The following is a 20,029-nucleotide window of genomic DNA, read 5'->3' on the forward strand; positions in this document are numbered from 1 at the left end:
AAAGCTCTTTACATAAATATGGAATATTTTTTATGATCGTGGAATATTTGAAAAGTTAGTATAGGCCATTTCTTGGTTAAGAAATTTAGATTGGTAACTTTTGGTATTTCCGTTGATAAACATGCAGGTCTTATCTTTTATCAATCTAATTACTTTATCATTAAGTTCAACAGGTACAGCTGGGCAGCCAAAACTTCTACCTAAGCGACCGGTTGATTTAATAAAATTTTCACTCACGTAAGAAGCTCCATGTACAACAATAGCTCTGTTTCTTGCTTTATCATTAATTCCTTTATCGTGGCCATCTAATCTTAATGATAATCCATGCTTACCTATGTAAGTCTCGCTGGTCACATAAAAGCCTAAACTACTTTGGTGTGATTCTTCAATATTAGAAAAAGAATTTGCCAAATCTCCTCCACTTCCTTGTCCGTGGGCAACGTAAGTATTTAAAAGTAATTTGTTCTTTTCAAGATCTATAATCCACATTCTTTTTTCAGAACTAGGTCTTGTAAAATCAATAACAGTAATAATTTGCTTGTCTTGATTTAATTTGTGGTTGTTATTTAGATTGTAAAAACCAATAATAGCTTTTTCAAATACAGGTAAAGCTAAATTTGCTTCTTTTAATGAAGCATCTTCATAAACTTTATTTAAATAGTTAATAAATAAAATTGCTTTAGTATTTGTTTCTGGTGCTTTTTCGTAATCTATTTTACTTGGGGCACTTATCTCAATTGTGGTAACAGGTGTAATCTCTTTTTTTCTGTCTGTTTTCCAGCTAATGTTAGGTAATGTTAAGGTAACTACCGCTACTAATACACCAAAAACAGAATAAACTTTAACTCTTTTTTTTCTTAAACCCATGATTTAAATTAGTTTATATTTTTTGTACGAAACCAAGCCTTAATTGTTTCTCTTTATTGTGACTTAGTTTATACTTTGAAATTTCAATTGTGTGACTCTAATTTTTTAAATAATCAACTTCAAATTCTTTTTTAGAATAATTTAATGATAAAACCCTGTTATAGAGAAACTGGATTGCCATTTTATCCAAGATAGGTATTTTTTGGGCAGTAAGCGATTTTTCATAAGCTTTCTCATCACTAAAAATGGTTTTCCCTAACAAATTTTCAGAACTAAAAACTTTATAGGAGTGAGACATTAAGCCTAAAGCATGGCAAAACTCATGGCGTAAAACCTCATATTTTTTTTGATTGACTAAAGAAGGATGGATGTAAAGGTCGGCTTTTAAAAATTCATGACGTTTATTTAACGTAGGGCGCATAAATCCAAAGGGAACTTTGTCATTCTTAAAAGCAATGTTATGCTCAAAATTTGATAAATTATCTTCAAAATGAACCACAAAATTTCCATTTGATTTTACTAACTGAATAGGGATGTTTCCTAATTCTGGTCTTATTTCATCAATAAGTTGAAGCACTTTATCATAATCAACTGATGAGTATTTGCCTGTACATTCTACCAAAATAGGTTTTTCCCATCGGCTTAACCAAGCGTTTTTATAAAATGCAGTTTCCCCAAAATAGTGAACAACTTCTTTATCATAAAAAGAATTGGATGGGATTTCACTTCTATTTGTTGAGAATAGAAACGAATAGATAAGAATTGCAATTAAATTATACGCCACATTAAACGTTAAGACTTCTATATACGTTTAATATGTTTTTTTATTGTTCAAAGTATTAAATGAACCAGTCGTTATCTTTTTCTGGTGTGAAAAAGTTTTTCTTTCTACCTTCTCTTAAATATTTATAGAACGATAAACTAATCCAGATTAATAATATAGGTGTTAATATAAAAAGAAGGCTAAGTAGTGTAGAAGTTAACTCTAAGAGTAATAATATTCCGATAGCAACAAAAAATAAAAAGGTCGAAATTAAAGAATAGGCAGGGTTTTGTATCATATTTAAGCTCTTTACTGCTCAAATAAACGTGTTTTGTAGTAAAAAAGTTTTTGTATTTAAACGTTTTATGAAATAGAAATACTAAATATTTTCTCCAGTACCTTGTTCCTTTTTTACAAAGTATTTTCTTCATTTGGATTTTTAGGTAGCCAATAAAGGTAGTAATAGCCCAAAGTAAATACTCCCATAAAAAAAGGAATTAATGATAGATGTTTAAACGTAACATCACCATAAACCAAATGACTATCAAATTCTAAAAATTCTGTTACCATCCAATAAGAATTGGCTAAAATCCAAAGTGAAATAGCCAAATTATGGCAAAGTTCAGAAACCATTTTTCGAGTTCTGTAAGCTATAATTACAGCTATAGTTAAGGTAGGAACAATCATAATAATTCCTAAAGGTTTTAAAAACAAACACCAGCTGATGTCTTTTAATAGCCAAAAAACAATATGGAGATTCTCCATTTTTCTGTATTTGATGGGAATAGTGTAATGAGGCATTGATTGATGATGATTTTTTTGATTTTACAAGGTAAATATGATGAATTGTTTGGAGAAATTAAATCATCTTTTTTGGCTTCTGATTTCAAAATGGCTATTTCGCTCGTTTGCAACGAGTGCTTAACCCTTTATTTGGTTTGCAACCATTTTTAGCCAAAAATGTACAAATGAACACGAATTTTTAATTTTGAGTTTTTGCTATGCCTCAAACTAAGGAAAGCGAGGCATTATTGCGCTCGTTTGTAACGAGTACTTAAACTAGTTCCTTGGTTTGCAACCATTTTTTTTGCCACAAATGCACAAACGAAAACGAAAATTTTACTCAGCTCTCAAAATTTTCTCCATCTTCCTTCCTTTTGCCAATTCATCTACCAACTTATCTAAATATCTTACTTGTTGGGTTAACGAGTTTGTGATTTCTTCTACACGATAGCCACAAATTAAACCTGTAATAAGATGAGTGTTTGGGTTTATTTTAGCGTTTTGAAAGAATTTTTCAAAAGTTACTTTTTCTTCTATCAGCTTCAGGAGTTTTGCTTCATCATAACCAGTAAGCCAGTTAATTACCTGATGCAATTCTTCTTTGGTCCTGCTTTTTTTCTCCACTTTTGTTAAATAATGGGGATAAACCGAAGCAAAGGTCATTTTTGCGATACGCTCATCATGGTGGGTTGTATTATTCATAATTTGTTACAACCTTTCTAACTGTCCTTTTCTTTTTACTATGTTTTTATAATCCCATTGTATTGCTCTTGATTTTTTTAGCCAGCGCTTTAAATCATCGTCTTTTACTTCATTAACATGATTATAAAAAACCGAAGCATCTTTAAATTTTTTACCTCTTACGTTTAAACCTTCTTCTTCAAAATCTGCACCGCTCCAAAACATTAACCTTACACCTGCTTTTTGTTTACTGTAACCAACTATTGGGTTTCCGTTTAAGAACCAAACAGGGTGGGAGTGCCAAATCTTACTTTCTGCATCATTTAATTCTCCATAAATAATGCTAGCCAATTGGTTGCAAATTTCTTGATCTGCTGGGGTTTGTTTTTCGTGGTATGCTTTTATTTCACTGTTCATTGTTGTTGGCGTAAGATTGGCGATTGCTTTTAGCTTAATATCTTATTTATTTCTGATCACAAAATACACTAATTAACACTAATAATCTAGCTTGAAGAGTTTGAAAGCCACTTGTTATATACAAATCCTTGTTCTTGTTAAATTCACACAAAGTACAGATTCACACACCTTGGAACGAAAGTTGCCTTTTCTAATTTAAAAAACAACAAAACATGAAGCTTCACTTCAAAGCCTTTTTATTATTGCCATTTTTTTACCTAGCAGTTGGATGTACAAATAATAGCACAAAACAAACCGCTCAACAAGATTCAGATTCAGTTGCAAATAAGCCTACTACTCAAGCTTCAATTCCTCATGGGTTAAATTCTAATCAGCAATTTAAAGAAGATGTTATAAAAGCAGACGAAAAGGAAACTGGTTTAATTGCCAACATTAGGGATGAATATCAAAGGATACAAAGGTTAGAGAATGGCGGTAGTTTGCGTAAAGAAATGATCAATTTTAACTGTAAAAACGACCCTGGCAGCGGGCAATTGGTGAGGTATTATGAAGGTGATAAAATGGTTTTAATAGATTATTTGCTAAACAGCGAGCATTGGGGAGAGAAAAAAAGGATTTATTTAAAAAACGAGGAAGCATTTTTTGTTTTCAAACAAGAAATGAGCTGGATGTTTGGCGGTCCACCAAGTAAAACAGAATATCAAAACACGATAGATAAAATAAAAGAGCGTCGTTATTACTTAAATGCTGGAGAATTAATTAGGCAATTGAATAAAGAATTTGAAGTTAAAAGCTGGGAACAAAAAGTGAAAAGCGATAATATACCGCACACAACCGTTAAGCTAAAACCCAATTCTGCTTATCCAGATGCTGCTACAATTCCTCAAATGAAAAAGGGAATTGTGGGTTGTTAAGGAATCCACTTTTATGAAACATCATTGCGTCGGTTTGAAACGAAAGCTAATGTTACTAACAGCGTGAGTGTTAATTTTAATACTGAACAGGGATTTCAAACAAGCTAACTGTTGCGTGATGATAATGCGCTGGCAGGTTTTCAAATGTTTCCATTTTAGTAAGGCCTAAATAATTAAAGCCACATTTTTGATAATGTTCTATCAATTTTTGGTTTCCACCGATGGTATCTAATCTTACAAAAAGCTTTTGATTTGCTTTGGCAAAATCAATTGACCATTTCACAATTTCCTTCACCAAATTTTTGCCTCTAAAATCAGCGTGTGTAGCAATACGATGGATGTAAACAGAAGGGTCATTATTTTTTTCTCCCCAAATCTCAGGATCGTCAAAAGTTATTGCCCAAATGCAAGCTGTTTTGCCATCAATCAATAATTTAAACTGCCTATTTTCTGCTAATTCAGTTTCCACTAAAAACCTATTAAAAACGGGCCACACAACCTTATTTAATAATTTTTGAAGTGCTGATGCATTGCTGTAAAAGCTAAAAATTTCATCAATATCGTTTGCGTTACAGTTTACTATTTGCATGTGGATTTTTATTTCGAGTTGTTAAAAGCTCAATTTTAAGAAATTAAAAGGTAGTTTTTTTTAAATGAAAAGTATTTTTGTCACCACTAATGCACATAAGAATACGACGTTGGTATTTAACACTGCCAAGAGCAATAACGTTTTTTAACTATGGTTTGGTAATTGCGCTCGTTTGCAACGAGTGCTTAAAATGTTTTTTGGTTTGCAGCCATTTTTAGTCGCTAAGTTTTGTCATTCCAATCGGATTCATTTCGTAGTGTGATGATTTAGGTTTTATCGTTTTAAAAGCTGCCTATTTAAATGATTGTTCAAAACGGACAAATCCTTTTTATTTTAAGTTCGAGATGTGTTAAGAGCTAATTTGAACAGCGTGAGTTTTTTCTTTTTTTGAATTTAAAATATCACAAATCTTTTAAACCCCAAGTAAGTTTTATTTCATTGTTTGAAAAAGCCTTAGTTATCTAAACCCGATAGCAGCAAAAATCCCTTATTTGTTTTTCACAAATAAGGGATTGTAGCGAATAGCGGGACTAGCGTAACCTATGAAAAACAGGTTTTGCTTTCAAAAAAAAAAATTAGCTCAATAGGTTTTTCCAGCTTACTAAATCGCCAATAATTTTTTGCAAATCTTGGATGGCTACTCTTTCTTGTGTCATGCTATCGCGATGACGAATGGTTACCGAATTGTCTGTTAAAGTATCGTAATCTACGGTAATGCAAAATGGAGTTCCAATCGCATCCTGACGGCGGTAACGCTTACCGATTGAGTCTTTCTCGTCATAAGCCATGTTGAAATCAAGTTTCAATTGGTCCATAATTTCTCGGGCTTTCTCTGGTAGTCCGTCTTTTTTGGTCAAAGGCAAAATAGCGGCTTTATATGGCGCTAAAGCTGGATGAAGCTTTAAAACAGAACGAGAATCTTGCTTATCTTCGGTACTTAAATCTTGTTCTTCAAAAGAGTTAATTAAAGTCACTAAGAAAAAACGATCTAAACCTATGGAAGTTTCTATTACATAAGGAATGTAATTTCCGTAAGGTTTGCCGGTTTCCTCATCTACTTCTGGATCAAAATATTGCATTTTTTTACCAGAAAATTCTTGGTGCTGACTTAAATCAAAATCAGTACGAGAGTGAATGCCTTCTACTTCTTTAAAACCAAAAGGGAATTCAAATTCAATATCAACTGCTGCGTTGGCGTAATGGGCTAATTTTGCATGATCATGAAATTTATATTTCTCTGGATTAGTACCCAATGCTAAATGCCACTTTAAGCGAGTTTCTTTCCATTTATTATACCATTCCATCTCGGTGCCAGGGCGAACAAAAAATTGCATTTCCATTTGTTCAAACTCACGCATACGCATAATAAATTGGCGGGCAATTACTTCGTTTCTGAAGGCTTTACCTATTTGCGCAATCCCGAAAGGGATTTTCATTCTGCCAGATTTTTGAACGTTTAAAAAGTTCACAAAAATACCTTGTGCAGTTTCTGGGCGAAGGTAAACTTCTTCAGAACCTTCTGCCATTGCGCCAAATTGGGTAGCAAACATCAGGTTAAACTGTCTTACATCAGTCCAGTTAGCAGTTTTAGAAAAAGGGCAAACTATTTTATGTTCTTCTATGAGTTCTTTTAAACGAGGAAGGTCTTCTGCTTTTAGAGCGTTATCCATCTCGGTTTGTAAGCTTTCGGCCTTTAGCTTTTCGCCTTCTGCTTCATACGCAGCAATTTTATCTTCTAATAATTGATCGGCTCTGTATCTTTTTTTAGAGTCTTTATTATCAATCATTGGGTCGTTAAAGCCATCTACGTGTCCGCTAGCTTTCCAAACTTTAGGGTGCATAAAAATGGCAGAATCTAGCCCGACAATGTTTTCATGCATTTGTACCATGGCTTTCCACCAATAGGTTTTGATGTTGTTTTTTAACTCGGCACCTAATTGGCCGTAATCATAAACTGCACTTAAGCCATCATATATTTCGCTGCTTTGGAATACGAAACCATATTCTTTAGCATGAGAGATTACATTTTTAAAAATTTCTTCGTTTATTTTTGCCATGATGCTGCAAATATAACATTGCAGTTATTTTTTGATTAATATTATTGGTTTATTTTCAATTAATGGGCAAAAAGAATTTTAATTTAGAAACCAATAAGGGTGGGTTTATGATTTTAGAAAGTAGTCATACTTCCTGTACTAATGTTTACCATTCTATTAAAACCGCCGTAAAAGCCAATATCATATTTCTGAAAATCGAGATTTAAACTGATAGAAGTTTTATTAAAGCCTAAAAAATCATCACTATTATAAGAAGTACTTAGGGAAATACAATCCATATAAACGTAATCACTGGTTTGAGGATTTAAAGGAAACACCCAACTAAGTTTGGTGCTTAAATAAGAAGATTTTGTTTTAACAGATTGATCTAATCTATCTATTACTTCTAATTCTGTAGATGGGCCTGCAAAAAGTGATATTCTTGCGCCTCTATTTATGGGAGATCTAATAAATAAAGCTTCCACCTGTGGGCCCACAAAAACGTTGGTAGCAACTTTTTGATTGTAGCCCAGTTTAACGCCCATAATTGTTTTAACGCTAGTTCCTGAAAACAGGGTGGCAATGTTAGCGTCAAAACCGACATAAAAATAGCCATTTTTTATTTGTCTGTTAATTTGAGCAATAGATGTGTTAGAATACGTAACGGCAACTAATAATATGAATAGACTACGAAAGATGGTTTTTAAGCCCATGGTACAATTTTATTTGTTGTACGTAAGCTTGTATTTAAAGTTGTTTTTATTTAAATAGTTAAAATTTTTTGTTTCTAGTATGTGTTTATCTAGTTTTCTGGTCTTCCTAAAGCTTTTCCGTTCTGAAATAGTTTTTCTTCGGCTTCAACCTGTTTCTTTTCTTCGGCTGAGATATTTTTCTTGGTCAATTTTCTCATATCGGGTTGGCCAGCATCTACCCAGGCCGAATACCAAAAACTGCCTACGCTTAAAATAGAACTTCTCATTTGGCGTTCTACCATTCCGTTTAATTCTTTGTGATAGGCCGCAGAATAATCAAGAGAGTATTCTTTAATTACTTTGTTGTTACGTTCATTATAAGTGTATTTTCTATCTGATGGAAAAGATTTATCTAATCTTTTCTCAATGCTTAAAGTAGAATCTAACATGGTGAAAGTGTTTTCTACAATATTCCAGGCAGCATCTAAAGGATTGTTAATGTATTTGGCTTTTCCAACAAAATAATCGTAATCGCCAGCAAAAAGCTCTGGTAATCTGCTTTCCCAAAAGCCGTGTATGCCCACTTGGTTGGTCATTTGTCCGTTATAATTTTCCGAAGTATGTAAAGGAACGTGAGCATCGGCAATGTAATGTCCTAAATCTGCCGAGTGTTTAAGAATTAAAATAGAATCTTTATTTTCAAATGCTTTTACCAGTTTGTAATAGGTTCTTTGAATCTGCCAAGGCACAATTCCATAAGCATTTAAGGTGTCTTCAGATAATTTAGCAACTGCATCATTCCATTTTTTTGGGATGATATCAAAAGGTTTTTCGCCATAATGGTCGGCATCTAAATAATGACGAGGAGCTTCTAAAGAATCGGCATAACGCCTTTTATCAGGGTCTACTGCATGTTCTGTAATGTAATTGATGTTGCTTTTATAAAATCCTATTAAATCTTTTGGAAGCGTAAAAACAGCCAGCCTGTTAATTCTTTGATGGGCAAAAAATCCCCACGAACTAAATAGCAATAAGCAGGGTATAATAAGCAGTAAAATGATCCTTTTAGATTTCATTTTTTAAAAATAAGCGATGCGTTTTATAATTAAGCAAAATAGGTTTAAATTTTTTTTAAATTTGAATTTGTATTTAAATTTATTCAACCTATATTTGCAGCCCCGATAAGGGAATTTTTTCAAAAGAATAAAAAGCTAAACAATGGCAAATCATAAATCGGCATTAAAAAGAATTAGAGCTAACGCTACAAAACGTTTACGTAACAGATATCAGGCTAAAACTACCAGAACTTTTATCAAAAAATTGCGTAACTCAGTTAGCAAGGAAGAGGCAGTTGCTTTATTGCCTAAAGTTACGTCTATGTTAGATCGTTTGGCTAAAAAGAACGTAATTCACAAAAACAAAGCAGCTAACAACAAGTCTAAATTGACTAAGTTCGTTAACGCTCTATAAAAGAAATAAAATTTATTAAAAGCAGAATTCTATAAAGAGTTCTGCTTTTTTTGTTTTAAATCTCAGGGTTTTGTGTATTTTCATTTCATGAATACCTCCTATGAAAACAAAATAACCATAAAAGCTTGGGCCGAAGAAGATCGTCCGAGAGAGAAATTAAGTGCACAAGGCAGAAGATCTTTAACAGATGCCGAGTTAATTGCTATCTTAATTGGATCTGGTTCTACCTCAGAATCAGCGGTAGATTTAAGCAAAAGAATCCTCCATTCTTGTAAAAACGATCTAAATGCACTCGCCAAACTATCCATTCAAGAACTTTCCAAATTTAAAGGCATTGGCGAAGCAAAAGCTATTTCTATTATTGCTGCCTTAGAATTAGGCCGAAGAAGAAAGGAAGTGGAAATCACTAATCTTGATAAAATAACTTCTTCTAAAGATATTTTCAATTACTTATCGCCTTATTTTTCTGATTTGGTTTACGAAGAGTTTTGGATTATTTTGCTTAACAGAGCCAATAAAATCATCAATAAAGTGCTAATTTCTAAAGGTGGCCAAGCCGGAACCATTGCCGATCCTAAAATTATTTTTAAAGTTGCTTTAGAAAATAATGCGGCTAATATTGTTTTGGCCCATAATCATCCATCAGGAAACTTAAAACCTAGTCATGCAGATACAGAACTAACCAAAAAGTTGAGATCTGCCGGTTTATTGCTCGATATTTCAGTGATAGATCATCTTATTTTTTCAGAAAGAGCATATTTTAGTTTTGCTGATGAAGGAATGCTTTGATTTGGACTTTAATTAAAGAAATCTTTACTTAATCTGTAAAAATCTCCAACTTCTCTGTGGTTAAAATCTCCATGATTTTCTTACTTTTGCCGTTCAGAAACATATAGCATGAAGATTTCTTATCGTTGGTTAAAGCAATTTATTGATACAAATAAAACTCCAGAAGAGTTTTCTACCATTTTAACCGCAATTGGTTTAGAAGTAGAAAGCTTAGAAAAAGTACAAGCTATTCCAGGAGGATTAGAAGGTTTAGTAATTGGCTATGTTACAGAATGTGTTCAACATCCAAATGCAGATAGGTTAAGATTAACTAAAGTTGATGTTGGTGCTTCTGAATTAATTCAAATTGTGTGTGGTGCGCCAAATGTAGCTGCTGGTCAAAAAGTAGTGGTGGCAACAGTAGGTTGTACGGTATATCCAACCCACGGAGAGCCTTTTGCCATCAATAAATCAAAAATAAGAGGGGAAGTTTCTGAAGGGATGATTTGCGCCGATGATGAAATTGGTTTAGGCGAAAATCATGCTGGAATTATGGTTTTACCTAATGATGTTGAAGTAGGTGTGCTGGCAAAAGATTATTTTAAGTTAAATGATGATTTTGTTTTTGAAATTGGATTAACCCCAAACAGGGCTGATGCAGCTTCGCACTTAGGCGTAGCCAGAGATTTAGCGGCTTACCTTAATTTACCTTTATTAAAACCATCTTTAGAAGGTTTTAAAATTGATCATCAAAATTCAAAAATTACGGTAGAAGTTGTTGATGAAGATGCTGCCCCAAGATATTCGGGATTGTCTATTTCTGGCATCACTGTAAAGGATTCGCCTCAATGGCTAAAAGAAAAATTAGCGGTTATTGGTTTAAGATCTATCAATAATATTGTTGATGTAACTAATTATGTGCTGCATGATTTAGGTCAGCCGCTTCACGCTTTTGATGCCGATGAAATTGTTGGTGATAAAGTGATAGTGAAGAAATGTGCCGAAGGAACTGTTTTTAAAACTTTAGATGGGATAGATAGAACACTTTCTGCTGATGATTTAATGATTTGCAATGCCAATGAAGCCATGTGTATTGCTGGCGTTTTTGGAGGAATTAATTCGGGAGTAAAAGAAAGTACCAAAAATATATTTTTAGAAAGTGCTTATTTTAATTCGGTTTCTGTAAGAAAAACAGCTAAAAGATTTGCTTTAAAAACCGACGCTTCTTTTAGGTTTGAGCGTGGAACCGATCCTGAGATGACCGTTTTTGCTTTAAAAAGAGCAGCTTTATTAATTCAGGAAATAGCAGGTGGAGAAATCTCTTCAGACATTTTTGATCATTGCCCAAACCCTGTTGCCCCGTTTGAAGTAGAACTAACGTTTGATCATGTTCAAAAATTAATTGGTAAAGCAATTTTGCCTCAAGAAATTACGGCTATTATTAAAGCTTTAGGAATTGAAGTTGTAAATGAAACTGCTACTCAACTTTCTTTAAAAATACCTACTTATAAAGTTGATGTAACCAGAGCGGTTGATGTGATAGAAGAGGTTTTAAGAATTTATGGTTATGATAACATCGAGATCCCGCAAAAGGTAAATGCATCATTAAATGTATCGGTTAAACCGGATAAAGAAACCATTCAGCATAGCATTGCAGATATGCTGACCGCTAATGGTTTTTTTGAAATACTTTCTAATTCTTTAACTAAATCTGCTTATTCGCCTTCGTTAGAAGAAACTGTTAAAATATTAAATCCATTAAGTTCTGATTTGGATGTGATGCGAGAATCTATGCTTTATTCTGGTTTAGAGGCTGTGGCTTACAATCAAAACAGAAGAAATGCCGATTTAAAGCTTTATGAATTAGGTAAAACCTACCACATTGTAGAAGGGAAATATCAAGAGAGAAATCATTTGGCTATTTTTATGAGTGGGAAATCTGAAGCCGAGCAGTGGAATCAATCAGCTAAAGCCATTGGTTTTTACCATCTAAAAGCAAGTATTGATGCTATTTTAAAACGATTGAATATTATTAATCTACAATCTGATGAAATTGCTGATGACAAATTTGCTTACGGCATTGAATACAAAAGAGGTATAAAAGTATTGGTTAAGTTTGGAGCTGTAGCCACCAGCGAGCTTAAAAAAGCTGATGTAAATAAGCCTGTTTTTTATGCCAATATTAATTGGGATATGTTATTAATGTTGGTTAAAAATAATAAAATTACTTACAAAGAAGTATCTAAATTCCCAGCCGTAAGAAGAGATCTTTCTTTATTGTTAGATCAACCTGTTAAATTTGAAGCTTTAAAAAGAATTGCGCTTAAAACAGAGAAATCTTTATTAAAAGAAGTGAATGTTTTTGATGTTTACCAAGGTGATAAATTACCTGCAAATAAAAAATCTTATGCTTTAAGTTTTATTTTGCAGGATGAGGAAAAGACTTTGACTGATCAGCAAATTGATGGCATCATGCAAAAATTAATTACTAACTTCGGCAAAGAAGTAGGAGCTGAGGTAAGATAATCATAGGCGAAAGTCAAAAAATTAAAAAATATTTAAAGAAAAAAATGTCTGTAATAGCAAAGAAATTAGATCAGGTGATGGACCGCACCCAAAAGCTGGTTGATTTGTCAAAAGCCTTACAGGAGCATAATGACCTACTAAATTTAGAAAATCAGTCGCTAAAAGTAGCCTTAGAAACCAGTGAATCTAAGCGAAAAGAGCAGGACGAAAAGCTAAGAGTTTTGAAGCTAGCTAAAAGTTTAGAAGGCTCAAGTGAAAAAACACTTGACATCAAGCAAAAAATTAACGAATTTGTGCGGGAAATAGATAAGTGTATTGTATTACTAAAAAAGTAATGCATAGTGAACCTAAGCTCAAATGGGAGAAATCTCTATAAAAATAAATATTGCTGACCGTGTTTATCCTTTAAAGATAAATATGGAGGAAGAAGAAATTGTGAGGAGAGCTGCAAAGCTGATCAATGATCGTATAAAAGAATATCAAGAAAATTATGCGGTTAAAGATAAACAAGACTTACTTTCTATGTGTGTGCTTCATTATGCCTCAGCCTCCATTAGGGCCGAAAAAAAGGCTAGTAATGAGGATACAGACGTAGCAGAGAAGGTTTACCAGTTAGACAGTTTATTAAACGATTTTTTTAATCAGAAAAAATAATTGTTCTTTATATAAGCGTATTAAAATCTAACCGCTTTAGATTTTAGGTTTCACTATTAATTAAACTTAACACTTCGATATTCAGAAGGGTTGCAAAAACATCACTCATTTGGCTGTTTAGTCATCTGTTTATGGTTTAAACCCTAATCATGTTCGACAAGTTTACAATACATGAAGTCTAAAATTTAATGCGGTTTTTTTTATTTTATTTAATTAAAGTTTATGGAAATAATTATTTACCTCGCCTTAGCAGTAGTAGCTTTTGGTGGTGGTATTTTAACAGGAAGGTACTTACTACGTCAGCTCATTAAAAAGCAAGAAGTTGCTGCTCAAAACAAAGTAAAAAAGATATTGAGAGATGCTGAAAACAATGCAGAGATTTTAAAGAAAAATAAACTGCTGGAAGCAAAAGAGAAATTTTTGCAGATGAAAGCAGATCATGAGCAAGAAGTAAATCAAAAGAATAATACACTGGCTCAAAAAGAAAATTCTTTCAAACAAAAAGAACAATCTTTAAATCAGAAATTAGAGAATCAAAACAAAAAAGAGCAGGATTTAGAAAATCAGCGTAAGCAATTTGAAAAGCAAACGGAAGTTGTTATTAAAAAACAAGAAGAAATTGAGACCATTAAATTGCAGCATATTACGCAATTAGAGTCTATTGCAGGTTTATCAGCTCAAGATGCTAAAAATCAGTTAGAAAGCCAGCTTAAAGAAGAAGCCCGCACCAATGCAATGGCTTCTATTAAAGATATTGTAGACGAAGCCAGATTAACCGCTGCTAAAGAAGCTAAAAAAGTGGTAATTCAAACTATTCAGCGTACAGCAACAGAATCTGCAATAGAAAACACGGTTTCTATTTTTAATATCGAAAACGACGAGATTAAAGGTAGAATTATTGGTAGAGAAGGTAGAAATATTAGAGCTTTAGAAGCGGCAACAGGAATAGAAATTATTGTTGATGATACTCCAGAAGCTATTATTTTATCGGGTTTTGACCCTGTAAGAAGAGAAATTGCTCGTTTAGCTTTGCATCGTTTGGTAACTGATGGACGTATTCACCCAGCCAGAATTGAAGAAGTTGTAGCTAAAACTCAAAAGCAAATTGAAGAAGAAATTGTAGAAATTGGCGAACGTACGGTGATTGATTTAGGTATTCATGGTTTGCATCCTGAGTTAATTAGAATGGTTGGACGTATGCGTTACCGTTCTTCTTACGGACAAAATTTATTACAACACTCTCGCGAAGTAGCTAATTTTTGCGCTACCATGGCATCAGAATTAGGTCTAAATGCAAAGATGGCCAAAAGAGCAGGTCTTTTACATGATATTGGTAAAGTGCCTGATGATAACCCCGAATTGCCACACGCTATTTTGGGTATGCAATTAGCGGAAAAATATAAAGAACATCCAGAAATTTGTAATGCCATTGGTGCTCACCATGATGAAATTGAGATGACTTCTATGATTTCTCCAATTATTCAGGCTTGCGATGCTATTTCTGGTGCTCGCCCGGGTGCAAGAAGAGAAGTGGTTGAAAGTTACATTAGAAGGTTAAAAGAATTAGAAAGCTTAGCTTTATCGTATCCAGGTGTAGAAAAAACTTTTGCAATACAAGCGGGTAGAGAATTAAGGGTTGTGGTAGAAAGTGAGAAAATTTCTGATGCACAATCTGAAATTTTAGCTGCTGATATTTCTAACAGAATTCAAACAGAAATGACTTATCCAGGGCAAATTAAAGTAACAGTAATAAGGGAAACCCGCTCTGTAGCATACGCCAAGTAGGGATAAACCTCAGTTTATCCTTGTTCTGCAACGTAAACCGGTGGATAAATTTTGATTTTGAAAAGAAATAAGAGGGCGTTTTAACACGCTATCCGCTGTATCTTTTTTGTCACCCTGAGCGGAGTCGAAGGGATCAAAGAAAGGATGCCGCTACTATCGTTAACGCACCTAAACAGTTATAAAACAAAGCGATGGACTAATCTCCATCGCTTTTATTATTAAATATTATGGCAAAACCACAATCATCACCACTAAGAGAAATAGATATTCTACTTGCTAAATATTCAGAATCACATCAAAACCCTACCAATAAGCTTATTCACTGGGTTTGTGTTCCGCTTATTGTATTGAGCATTATTGGTTTAATTTCGGCTATTCCATTTCCTTACCTCAATTTTTTAGGAAAGTATAATATGTTTATCAACTGGTTTTCTTTAGTGATGGCCGCCTGTATTTATTACTATTTAAAGCTTTCGCCAATTTTGTCTTATTTAATGCTGTTCTTTTTTGGAATCTGCTATTTCTTTGTAGTGCAGTTAGAATATGTAGAGCAAGCTGGTGGCCCTGCTTTATGGCAATCTAGTTTGGTTATTTTTGTTTTAGCGTGGATAGGGCAGTTTATTGGCCATCAAATAGAAGGGAAGAAACCATCTTTGTTAACCGATTTAAAGTTTTTGTTAATTGGTCCGCTATGGTTAATGCACTTTATTCTTAAAAAGTTCAATATCAAATATTAAATCGTGTTGTTTACGTTAAATTAACATTAGCATCATTGTTACTTAATTATTAGGTAACTCACTCGTAACATTGGGATAATACTTTTGCATCAACTAAAACAAAGCAAAAGTGATACAAAAGTATTTTTCAATTCTTCTAAAAATCAGCTTCCTGCTGATTATTTCTGCAAATCAAGTTTACGCACAAACTGGTAAAATTGCAGGTAAAGTAACTGATAAAACTACAGGAGAAACATTAATTGGCTTAACTGTAGGTATAGAAGGAACTACTAAGGGCGCTGCAACTGATGTAGAAGGTCGTTATGTAATTTCAAATTTAGCCGCCGGTAAGTATAATCTTACCTTCAGATACCTAGGTTATAAAAGTAAAAATGTTACTGGTGTAGATGTTATAGATGGGAAAGTAACCAGTTTGGATGTGATTATGGAAGAAGCAGCTACACAAAGTTTAAACGAGGTAGTAGTTACGGCTTCTTACAGGCAAGAAACGGTTGGAGCTTTATATGCTCAACAAAAAAATGCCGTAAGTATTTCTAGTGGAATTTCATCAGATCAAATTAGAAAATCGCCAGATAAAAATACATCTGAGGTACTAAGAAGAGTAAGTGGAACGAGTATTCAGGATGGAAAGTTTATTGTGATAAGGGGTTTATCAGATAGATACAATACAGCATTATTAAACAATGCAATTTTGCCAAGTTCAGAGCCTGATAGAAAAGCGTTTTCTTTTGATATTGTACCCTCAAATTTGGTTGATAAAATTGTAATAAGTAAAACAGCTAGTCCAGATTTACCTGGAGATTTTGCAGGCGGTGTTACGCAAATTATCACTAAAGATATCCCAGACAAGAATTTTTTTGGTGTTGCTATAACAACTGGCTACAATTCTCAAAGTACATTTAAAGACTTTAGGTCTAATGGAAGAAATAGTACAGATTTTTTAGGTTTTGATGATGGAAGTAGAGGCATTCCTGATGGGTTTCCTAAATCCAGATCTTTGTACAATAATAACAATACCACAGTACAAGAAAAAATAGCGAATACCAAATTATTTGATAATCCTTATGCTGTTGAAACCACCACAGCAATGCCTATTCAAAGTTATCAAATCAATTGGGGTAATGTTAGAAATTTTAAAAATGAAGGAACTTTAGGAAGTATTCTTTCCCTTACTTACCGAAACGGACAAACTTATCAAGGTGCAACAAGAGAGACTTTTGATGGGATTGAAACTAACTATCAGTATAATGATCAAGTCTATAAATACAATACAACTTTAGGCGCATTAGCTAATTTTTCTTACAAGAAAGGAAAGAGTAAGTATTCTTTCAAAAATTTATTCAATCAAACTTTTGATGATAGCTATACTGATAGAACAGGAACCAATATTAATCAGGGAAACATTATCTACAGTGGTTCAGAATTAAACCAAAAAGGTTTGTTTAATACCCAGCTAGAAGGAGAGCATCGTTTTGGAGAGAAAAATTCAAAATTAGATTGGAATCTTAATTATTCAGTGGTAACTAGAAATCAGCCTGATTTAAGAAATATTTTATACAATCAGTCAGGTAGTAATCCTTATAGTTTTGCGGATAACTTTTCAAGACGTTTTTATTCTGATTTAACAGAGAATATATATGGTATAAATGCTGCTTATACTATTCCGTTTACATTTCTAGAAAAGAAGAGTAATATTAAGTTTGGTGGCTTAAAGCAAATTAGAAAACGAGATTTCAATTCTAGAAACTTCATTTACCAAGCAGCTTCTTTTGGCAATTTTGATGCATCTAAGTTAACGCTACCAAAAGAAGTTATAGTTAATGATGAAAATATAAGTGAAACAGGTTTTGTGTTTAATGAAATCACGAATAATTCTGATAGCTATAATGGCTATTCAGATTTAAATGCAGGTTATGTTATGCTGGATAATCAATTGTCAGATAAAATTAGATTAGTTTGGGGTGCAAGAGCCGAAAGTTATTTTCAAGATATTAATGCGCTTGGTAATTCTGGCTTACCAATTAGTGCTGATCAAACATTTTTTGATGTCCTTCCATCATTCAATCTTACTTATAATTTTAATGATAAGGCTAACTTAAGGTTTTCTGGTTCTCAAACCGTAACCAGACCAGAGCTTAGAGAATTAGCCCCATTTACATTCATCAATCAAGAAGAGAATACTTTAACAGCAGGAAATCCTAACCTAAAGAGAAGTAATAATACAAATGCTGATATCAGATTTGAATATTATCCAACAAATGGAGAGGCTTTTACCGCTACAGTTTTTTATAAGAACTTTAAAAATCCTATTGAGCAAATTGTTGGTTCCTCTGCTACTTATAGCAATCTTACATTTAATTTTAACAACGTTAAAAGTGCTTATTCTTATGGATTTGAATTAGATTTTAGAAAAAGATTAGATTTTCTTGGAAATGCGGCTTGGTTAGAAAACTTTACAGTAGCTTCCAATTTAACATTGATAAAATCTGAAGTTGATTTAGGAAACCAATCTACAGCAGCGGTGCGTCCATTACAAGGGCAATCTCCTTATCTAGTAAACGGAAGCATTCAATATAATTCACCTAAGTCAGGTGTTTCTCTTAATGTGCTGTACAATAGAATTGGAAGTAGAATAGCAAGAGTAGGAAACGAGAATATTCCAGATTTTTATGAAATAGGAAGAGATCTTCTTGATTTACAGGTTTCAAAGAAGATATTAAAAAATAAAGGAGAATTACGCTTGAATATTGGAGATGTTCTTAATCAAAGTCAAATACTTTATCAAAACTTTGATGGTAACAGAAAATACAACAAAGGGATAGATAATGATTTTTTTAATTACAAGACGGGTACAAATTTCACACTTGGTTTTACTTACGATTTCAGTTTTGCTAATTGAGTTAACAAATAGGTAACAATATAAAAACCTAAAGTTAATTGATTATTAATCTTGTGGTAACATCAGGTTTGTTTCTTTGAAAAAAAAATAAAGATGAAAAAGATCAACTATTTATTAATGTTATTATCAGTCGTTTTTGTTCTCAGTTCTTGTAACAATGGAGATGAAAATATTGTAGTTCCTATTTTGGAACCAGAAGTTATTGCTAACAATGTTTCTACAAATACAACACTAACTTCTGATAGGGTTTGGATTTTAAGAGGTGAAACACATGTTCAAAGTGGAGCAGTTTTAACCATCCAAGCAGGAACTATTATCAAATCTGATGTTTCTCAAAAAGGAGCTTTAATTATTGATAAAGGAGCCAGAATTGAAGCAGTAGGAACAGCAGCAAGCCCAATAATTTTCACTTCGGGAGTTGCAGCTGGATCAAGAGCTCCTGGCGATTGGGCCGGAATTACTATTATTGGTAGAGCACCAACCAATAGAGCAACTGTAGGTATCGTTGAAGGAGGTGTAAGTGGTCAGTTTGGTTTAGACAATATACCAACTGATAATTCTGGGACTTTAAAATATGTTCGTATTGAATATGCAGGTATTGCTGTAGCTCAAGGTTCAGAAGTGAATGCATTAAGTTTATATGCAGTTGGTTCAGGTACAACGTTAGATCATATTCAAATTTCTTATGCTAAAGATGATGCTTATGAGTTTTTTGGAGGTACCGTTAACGGAAAATATTTAATTTCTTACGGTACATCTGATGATGATTTCGATTTTGATAATGGATATACAGGAAAAATTCAGTTTGGAGTAGTTTTACGTCGTCCAGAATTAGTTGATCCTACAGATCAAGGAAATGGCGTAGAGTGTGATAATGAATCTTCAGTTCCAACTGCTGGTCCATCAACACCATTAACCAGACCTGTTCTCTCTAACTTCACTTTCTTAGGTTCAAATGGAGCGTCTAACGAAGCAGCTCAACAGCATTTTGCAAATAGATTTAGAAGAGCTACCCAGTTTGTAGTTGTTAATTCACTTTATGGTGGATTTAAAGAAGCCGGTGTTTCTATGGAGTCAGAGCAAACTGTTTCTGCTTATGTAGCAGGTACTTCTATATTTAAAAATAATGCGGTAACAGCAATGAAACAACCTTATTTAACTAATTCTGCTACTTTAAATTCTGCAGCTTTCCAAGTTAAAGCAGAAACAGAAGGCAATGTTACATTAGCAAATTCTGCCGCTTTACTTCTGTCAAATCCATTTAATTTATCAGCGCCTAATTTTTCACCACAAACAGCTTCTCCTGCATTGTTAGGAACTTATGTAGCTGCTGATAACTCAGGTTTCTTTACAGCAACAACTTACAGAGGAGCTTTTGCTGCTAACGATACTTGGACTAATACTTGGACTAATTTTAATCCAAATTCTTCAACTTACTAAAATAAATT

19 protein-coding genes are annotated in these 20,029 nt (G+C 33.2%); 10 read left to right on the forward strand and 9 right to left on the reverse strand.

Annotated features, from left to right (window positions below):
- Nucleotides 1-30 precede the first annotated feature (30 nt).
- The 5 genes from FA046_RS06550 to FA046_RS06570 all read right to left on the reverse strand — a co-directional run bounded on the left by FA046_RS06550 (nt 31) and on the right by FA046_RS06570 (nt 3,511).
- Complete coding sequence (locus FA046_RS06550) at nt 31-867, reverse strand: murein L,D-transpeptidase catalytic domain family protein (RefSeq protein ID WP_136825588.1); 837 nt, start codon at nt 865-867, stop codon at nt 31-33.
- A gap of 97 nt (nt 868-964) precedes the next feature.
- Complete coding sequence (locus FA046_RS06555) at nt 965-1,651, reverse strand: DUF2927 domain-containing protein (protein WP_136825589.1); 687 nt, start codon at nt 1,649-1,651, stop codon at nt 965-967.
- Nucleotides 1,652-2,041: 390 nt separating this feature from the next.
- Nucleotides 2,042-2,395, reverse strand: coding sequence for a hypothetical protein (locus FA046_RS06560; RefSeq protein ID WP_136825590.1), 354 nt, complete (start codon nt 2,393-2,395; stop codon nt 2,042-2,044).
- 354 nt (nt 2,396-2,749) lie between these two features.
- Entirely contained in the window at nt 2,750-3,115 is a 366-nt protein-coding gene (locus FA046_RS06565) for a DUF2200 domain-containing protein (protein WP_136825591.1), read from the reverse strand.
- Nucleotides 3,116-3,121: 6 nt separating this feature from the next.
- Entirely contained in the window at nt 3,122-3,511 is a 390-nt protein-coding gene (locus FA046_RS06570) for a DUF1801 domain-containing protein (protein ID WP_136825592.1), read from the reverse strand.
- A 212-nt stretch (nt 3,512-3,723) separates the two neighbouring features.
- Here FA046_RS06570 and FA046_RS06575 point away from each other — a divergent pair, with 212 nt between their 5' ends.
- Nucleotides 3,724-4,425 carry a hypothetical protein gene (locus FA046_RS06575; RefSeq protein ID WP_136825593.1) on the forward strand — a complete coding sequence of 234 codons (702 nt, stop codon included), beginning with the start codon at nt 3,724-3,726 and terminating at the stop codon, nt 4,423-4,425.
- A 76-nt stretch (nt 4,426-4,501) separates the two neighbouring features.
- Here FA046_RS06575 and FA046_RS06580 read toward each other — a convergent pair whose 3' ends face one another.
- The 4 genes from FA046_RS06580 to FA046_RS06595 all read right to left on the reverse strand — a co-directional run bounded on the left by FA046_RS06580 (nt 4,502) and on the right by FA046_RS06595 (nt 8,818).
- On the reverse strand, nt 4,502-5,014 hold the full coding sequence (locus FA046_RS06580; protein WP_136825594.1) for a GNAT family N-acetyltransferase: 513 nt from the start codon (nt 5,012-5,014) through the stop codon (nt 4,502-4,504).
- Between the two features lie 575 nt (nt 5,015-5,589).
- Nucleotides 5,590-7,071, reverse strand: a complete 1,482-nt coding sequence (locus FA046_RS06585; protein WP_136825595.1) for a glycine--tRNA ligase — start codon at nt 7,069-7,071, stop codon at nt 5,590-5,592.
- 113 nt (nt 7,072-7,184) lie between these two features.
- A complete protein-coding gene (locus FA046_RS06590; RefSeq protein ID WP_136825596.1) occupies nt 7,185-7,763 on the reverse strand; it encodes a hypothetical protein in 579 nt (192 codons plus the stop codon).
- Nucleotides 7,764-7,852: 89 nt separating this feature from the next.
- On the reverse strand, nt 7,853-8,818 hold the full coding sequence (locus FA046_RS06595; RefSeq protein WP_136825597.1) for a zinc dependent phospholipase C family protein: 966 nt from the start codon (nt 8,816-8,818) through the stop codon (nt 7,853-7,855).
- 142 nt (nt 8,819-8,960) lie between these two features.
- Between FA046_RS06595 and rpsT the strand changes: the two genes are divergently transcribed.
- From rpsT to FA046_RS06640, 9 genes are all read left to right on the forward strand, one after another.
- Nucleotides 8,961-9,212 (forward strand): 30S ribosomal protein S20, encoded by a 252-nt coding sequence (rpsT, locus tag FA046_RS06600; RefSeq protein WP_136825598.1) that lies wholly within the window; start codon nt 8,961-8,963, stop codon nt 9,210-9,212.
- 87 nt (nt 9,213-9,299) lie between these two features.
- A complete protein-coding gene (radC, locus tag FA046_RS06605) occupies nt 9,300-10,001 on the forward strand; it encodes a RadC family protein (protein WP_136825599.1) in 702 nt (233 codons plus the stop codon).
- Between the two features lie 108 nt (nt 10,002-10,109).
- Nucleotides 10,110-12,506, forward strand: a complete 2,397-nt coding sequence (gene pheT, locus FA046_RS06610) for a phenylalanine--tRNA ligase subunit beta (protein ID WP_136825600.1) — start codon at nt 10,110-10,112, stop codon at nt 12,504-12,506.
- 44 nt (nt 12,507-12,550) lie between these two features.
- Nucleotides 12,551-12,841 carry a hypothetical protein gene (locus FA046_RS06615; RefSeq protein ID WP_136825601.1) on the forward strand — a complete coding sequence of 97 codons (291 nt, stop codon included), beginning with the start codon at nt 12,551-12,553 and terminating at the stop codon, nt 12,839-12,841.
- Nucleotides 12,842-12,863: 22 nt separating this feature from the next.
- Entirely contained in the window at nt 12,864-13,160 is a 297-nt protein-coding gene (locus tag FA046_RS06620) for a cell division protein ZapA (RefSeq protein WP_136825602.1), read from the forward strand.
- 222 nt (nt 13,161-13,382) lie between these two features.
- Complete coding sequence (rny, locus tag FA046_RS06625; RefSeq protein ID WP_136825603.1) at nt 13,383-14,945, forward strand: ribonuclease Y; 1,563 nt, start codon at nt 13,383-13,385, stop codon at nt 14,943-14,945.
- A 227-nt stretch (nt 14,946-15,172) separates the two neighbouring features.
- Entirely contained in the window at nt 15,173-15,682 is a 510-nt protein-coding gene (locus tag FA046_RS06630) for an Mpo1 family 2-hydroxy fatty acid dioxygenase (protein WP_136825604.1), read from the forward strand.
- Nucleotides 15,683-15,791: 109 nt separating this feature from the next.
- A complete protein-coding gene (locus FA046_RS06635; RefSeq protein WP_136825605.1) occupies nt 15,792-18,581 on the forward strand; it encodes a TonB-dependent receptor in 2,790 nt (929 codons plus the stop codon).
- A 93-nt stretch (nt 18,582-18,674) separates the two neighbouring features.
- Nucleotides 18,675-20,021 (forward strand): cell shape-determining protein MreB, encoded by a 1,347-nt coding sequence (locus FA046_RS06640; protein WP_136825606.1) that lies wholly within the window; start codon nt 18,675-18,677, stop codon nt 20,019-20,021.
- Nucleotides 20,022-20,029: the final 8 nt, after the last annotated feature.

Source organism: Pedobacter cryophilus (genome assembly GCF_005116455.1).
Lineage (GTDB): Bacteria > Bacteroidota > Bacteroidia > Sphingobacteriales > Sphingobacteriaceae > Pseudopedobacter > Pseudopedobacter cryophilum.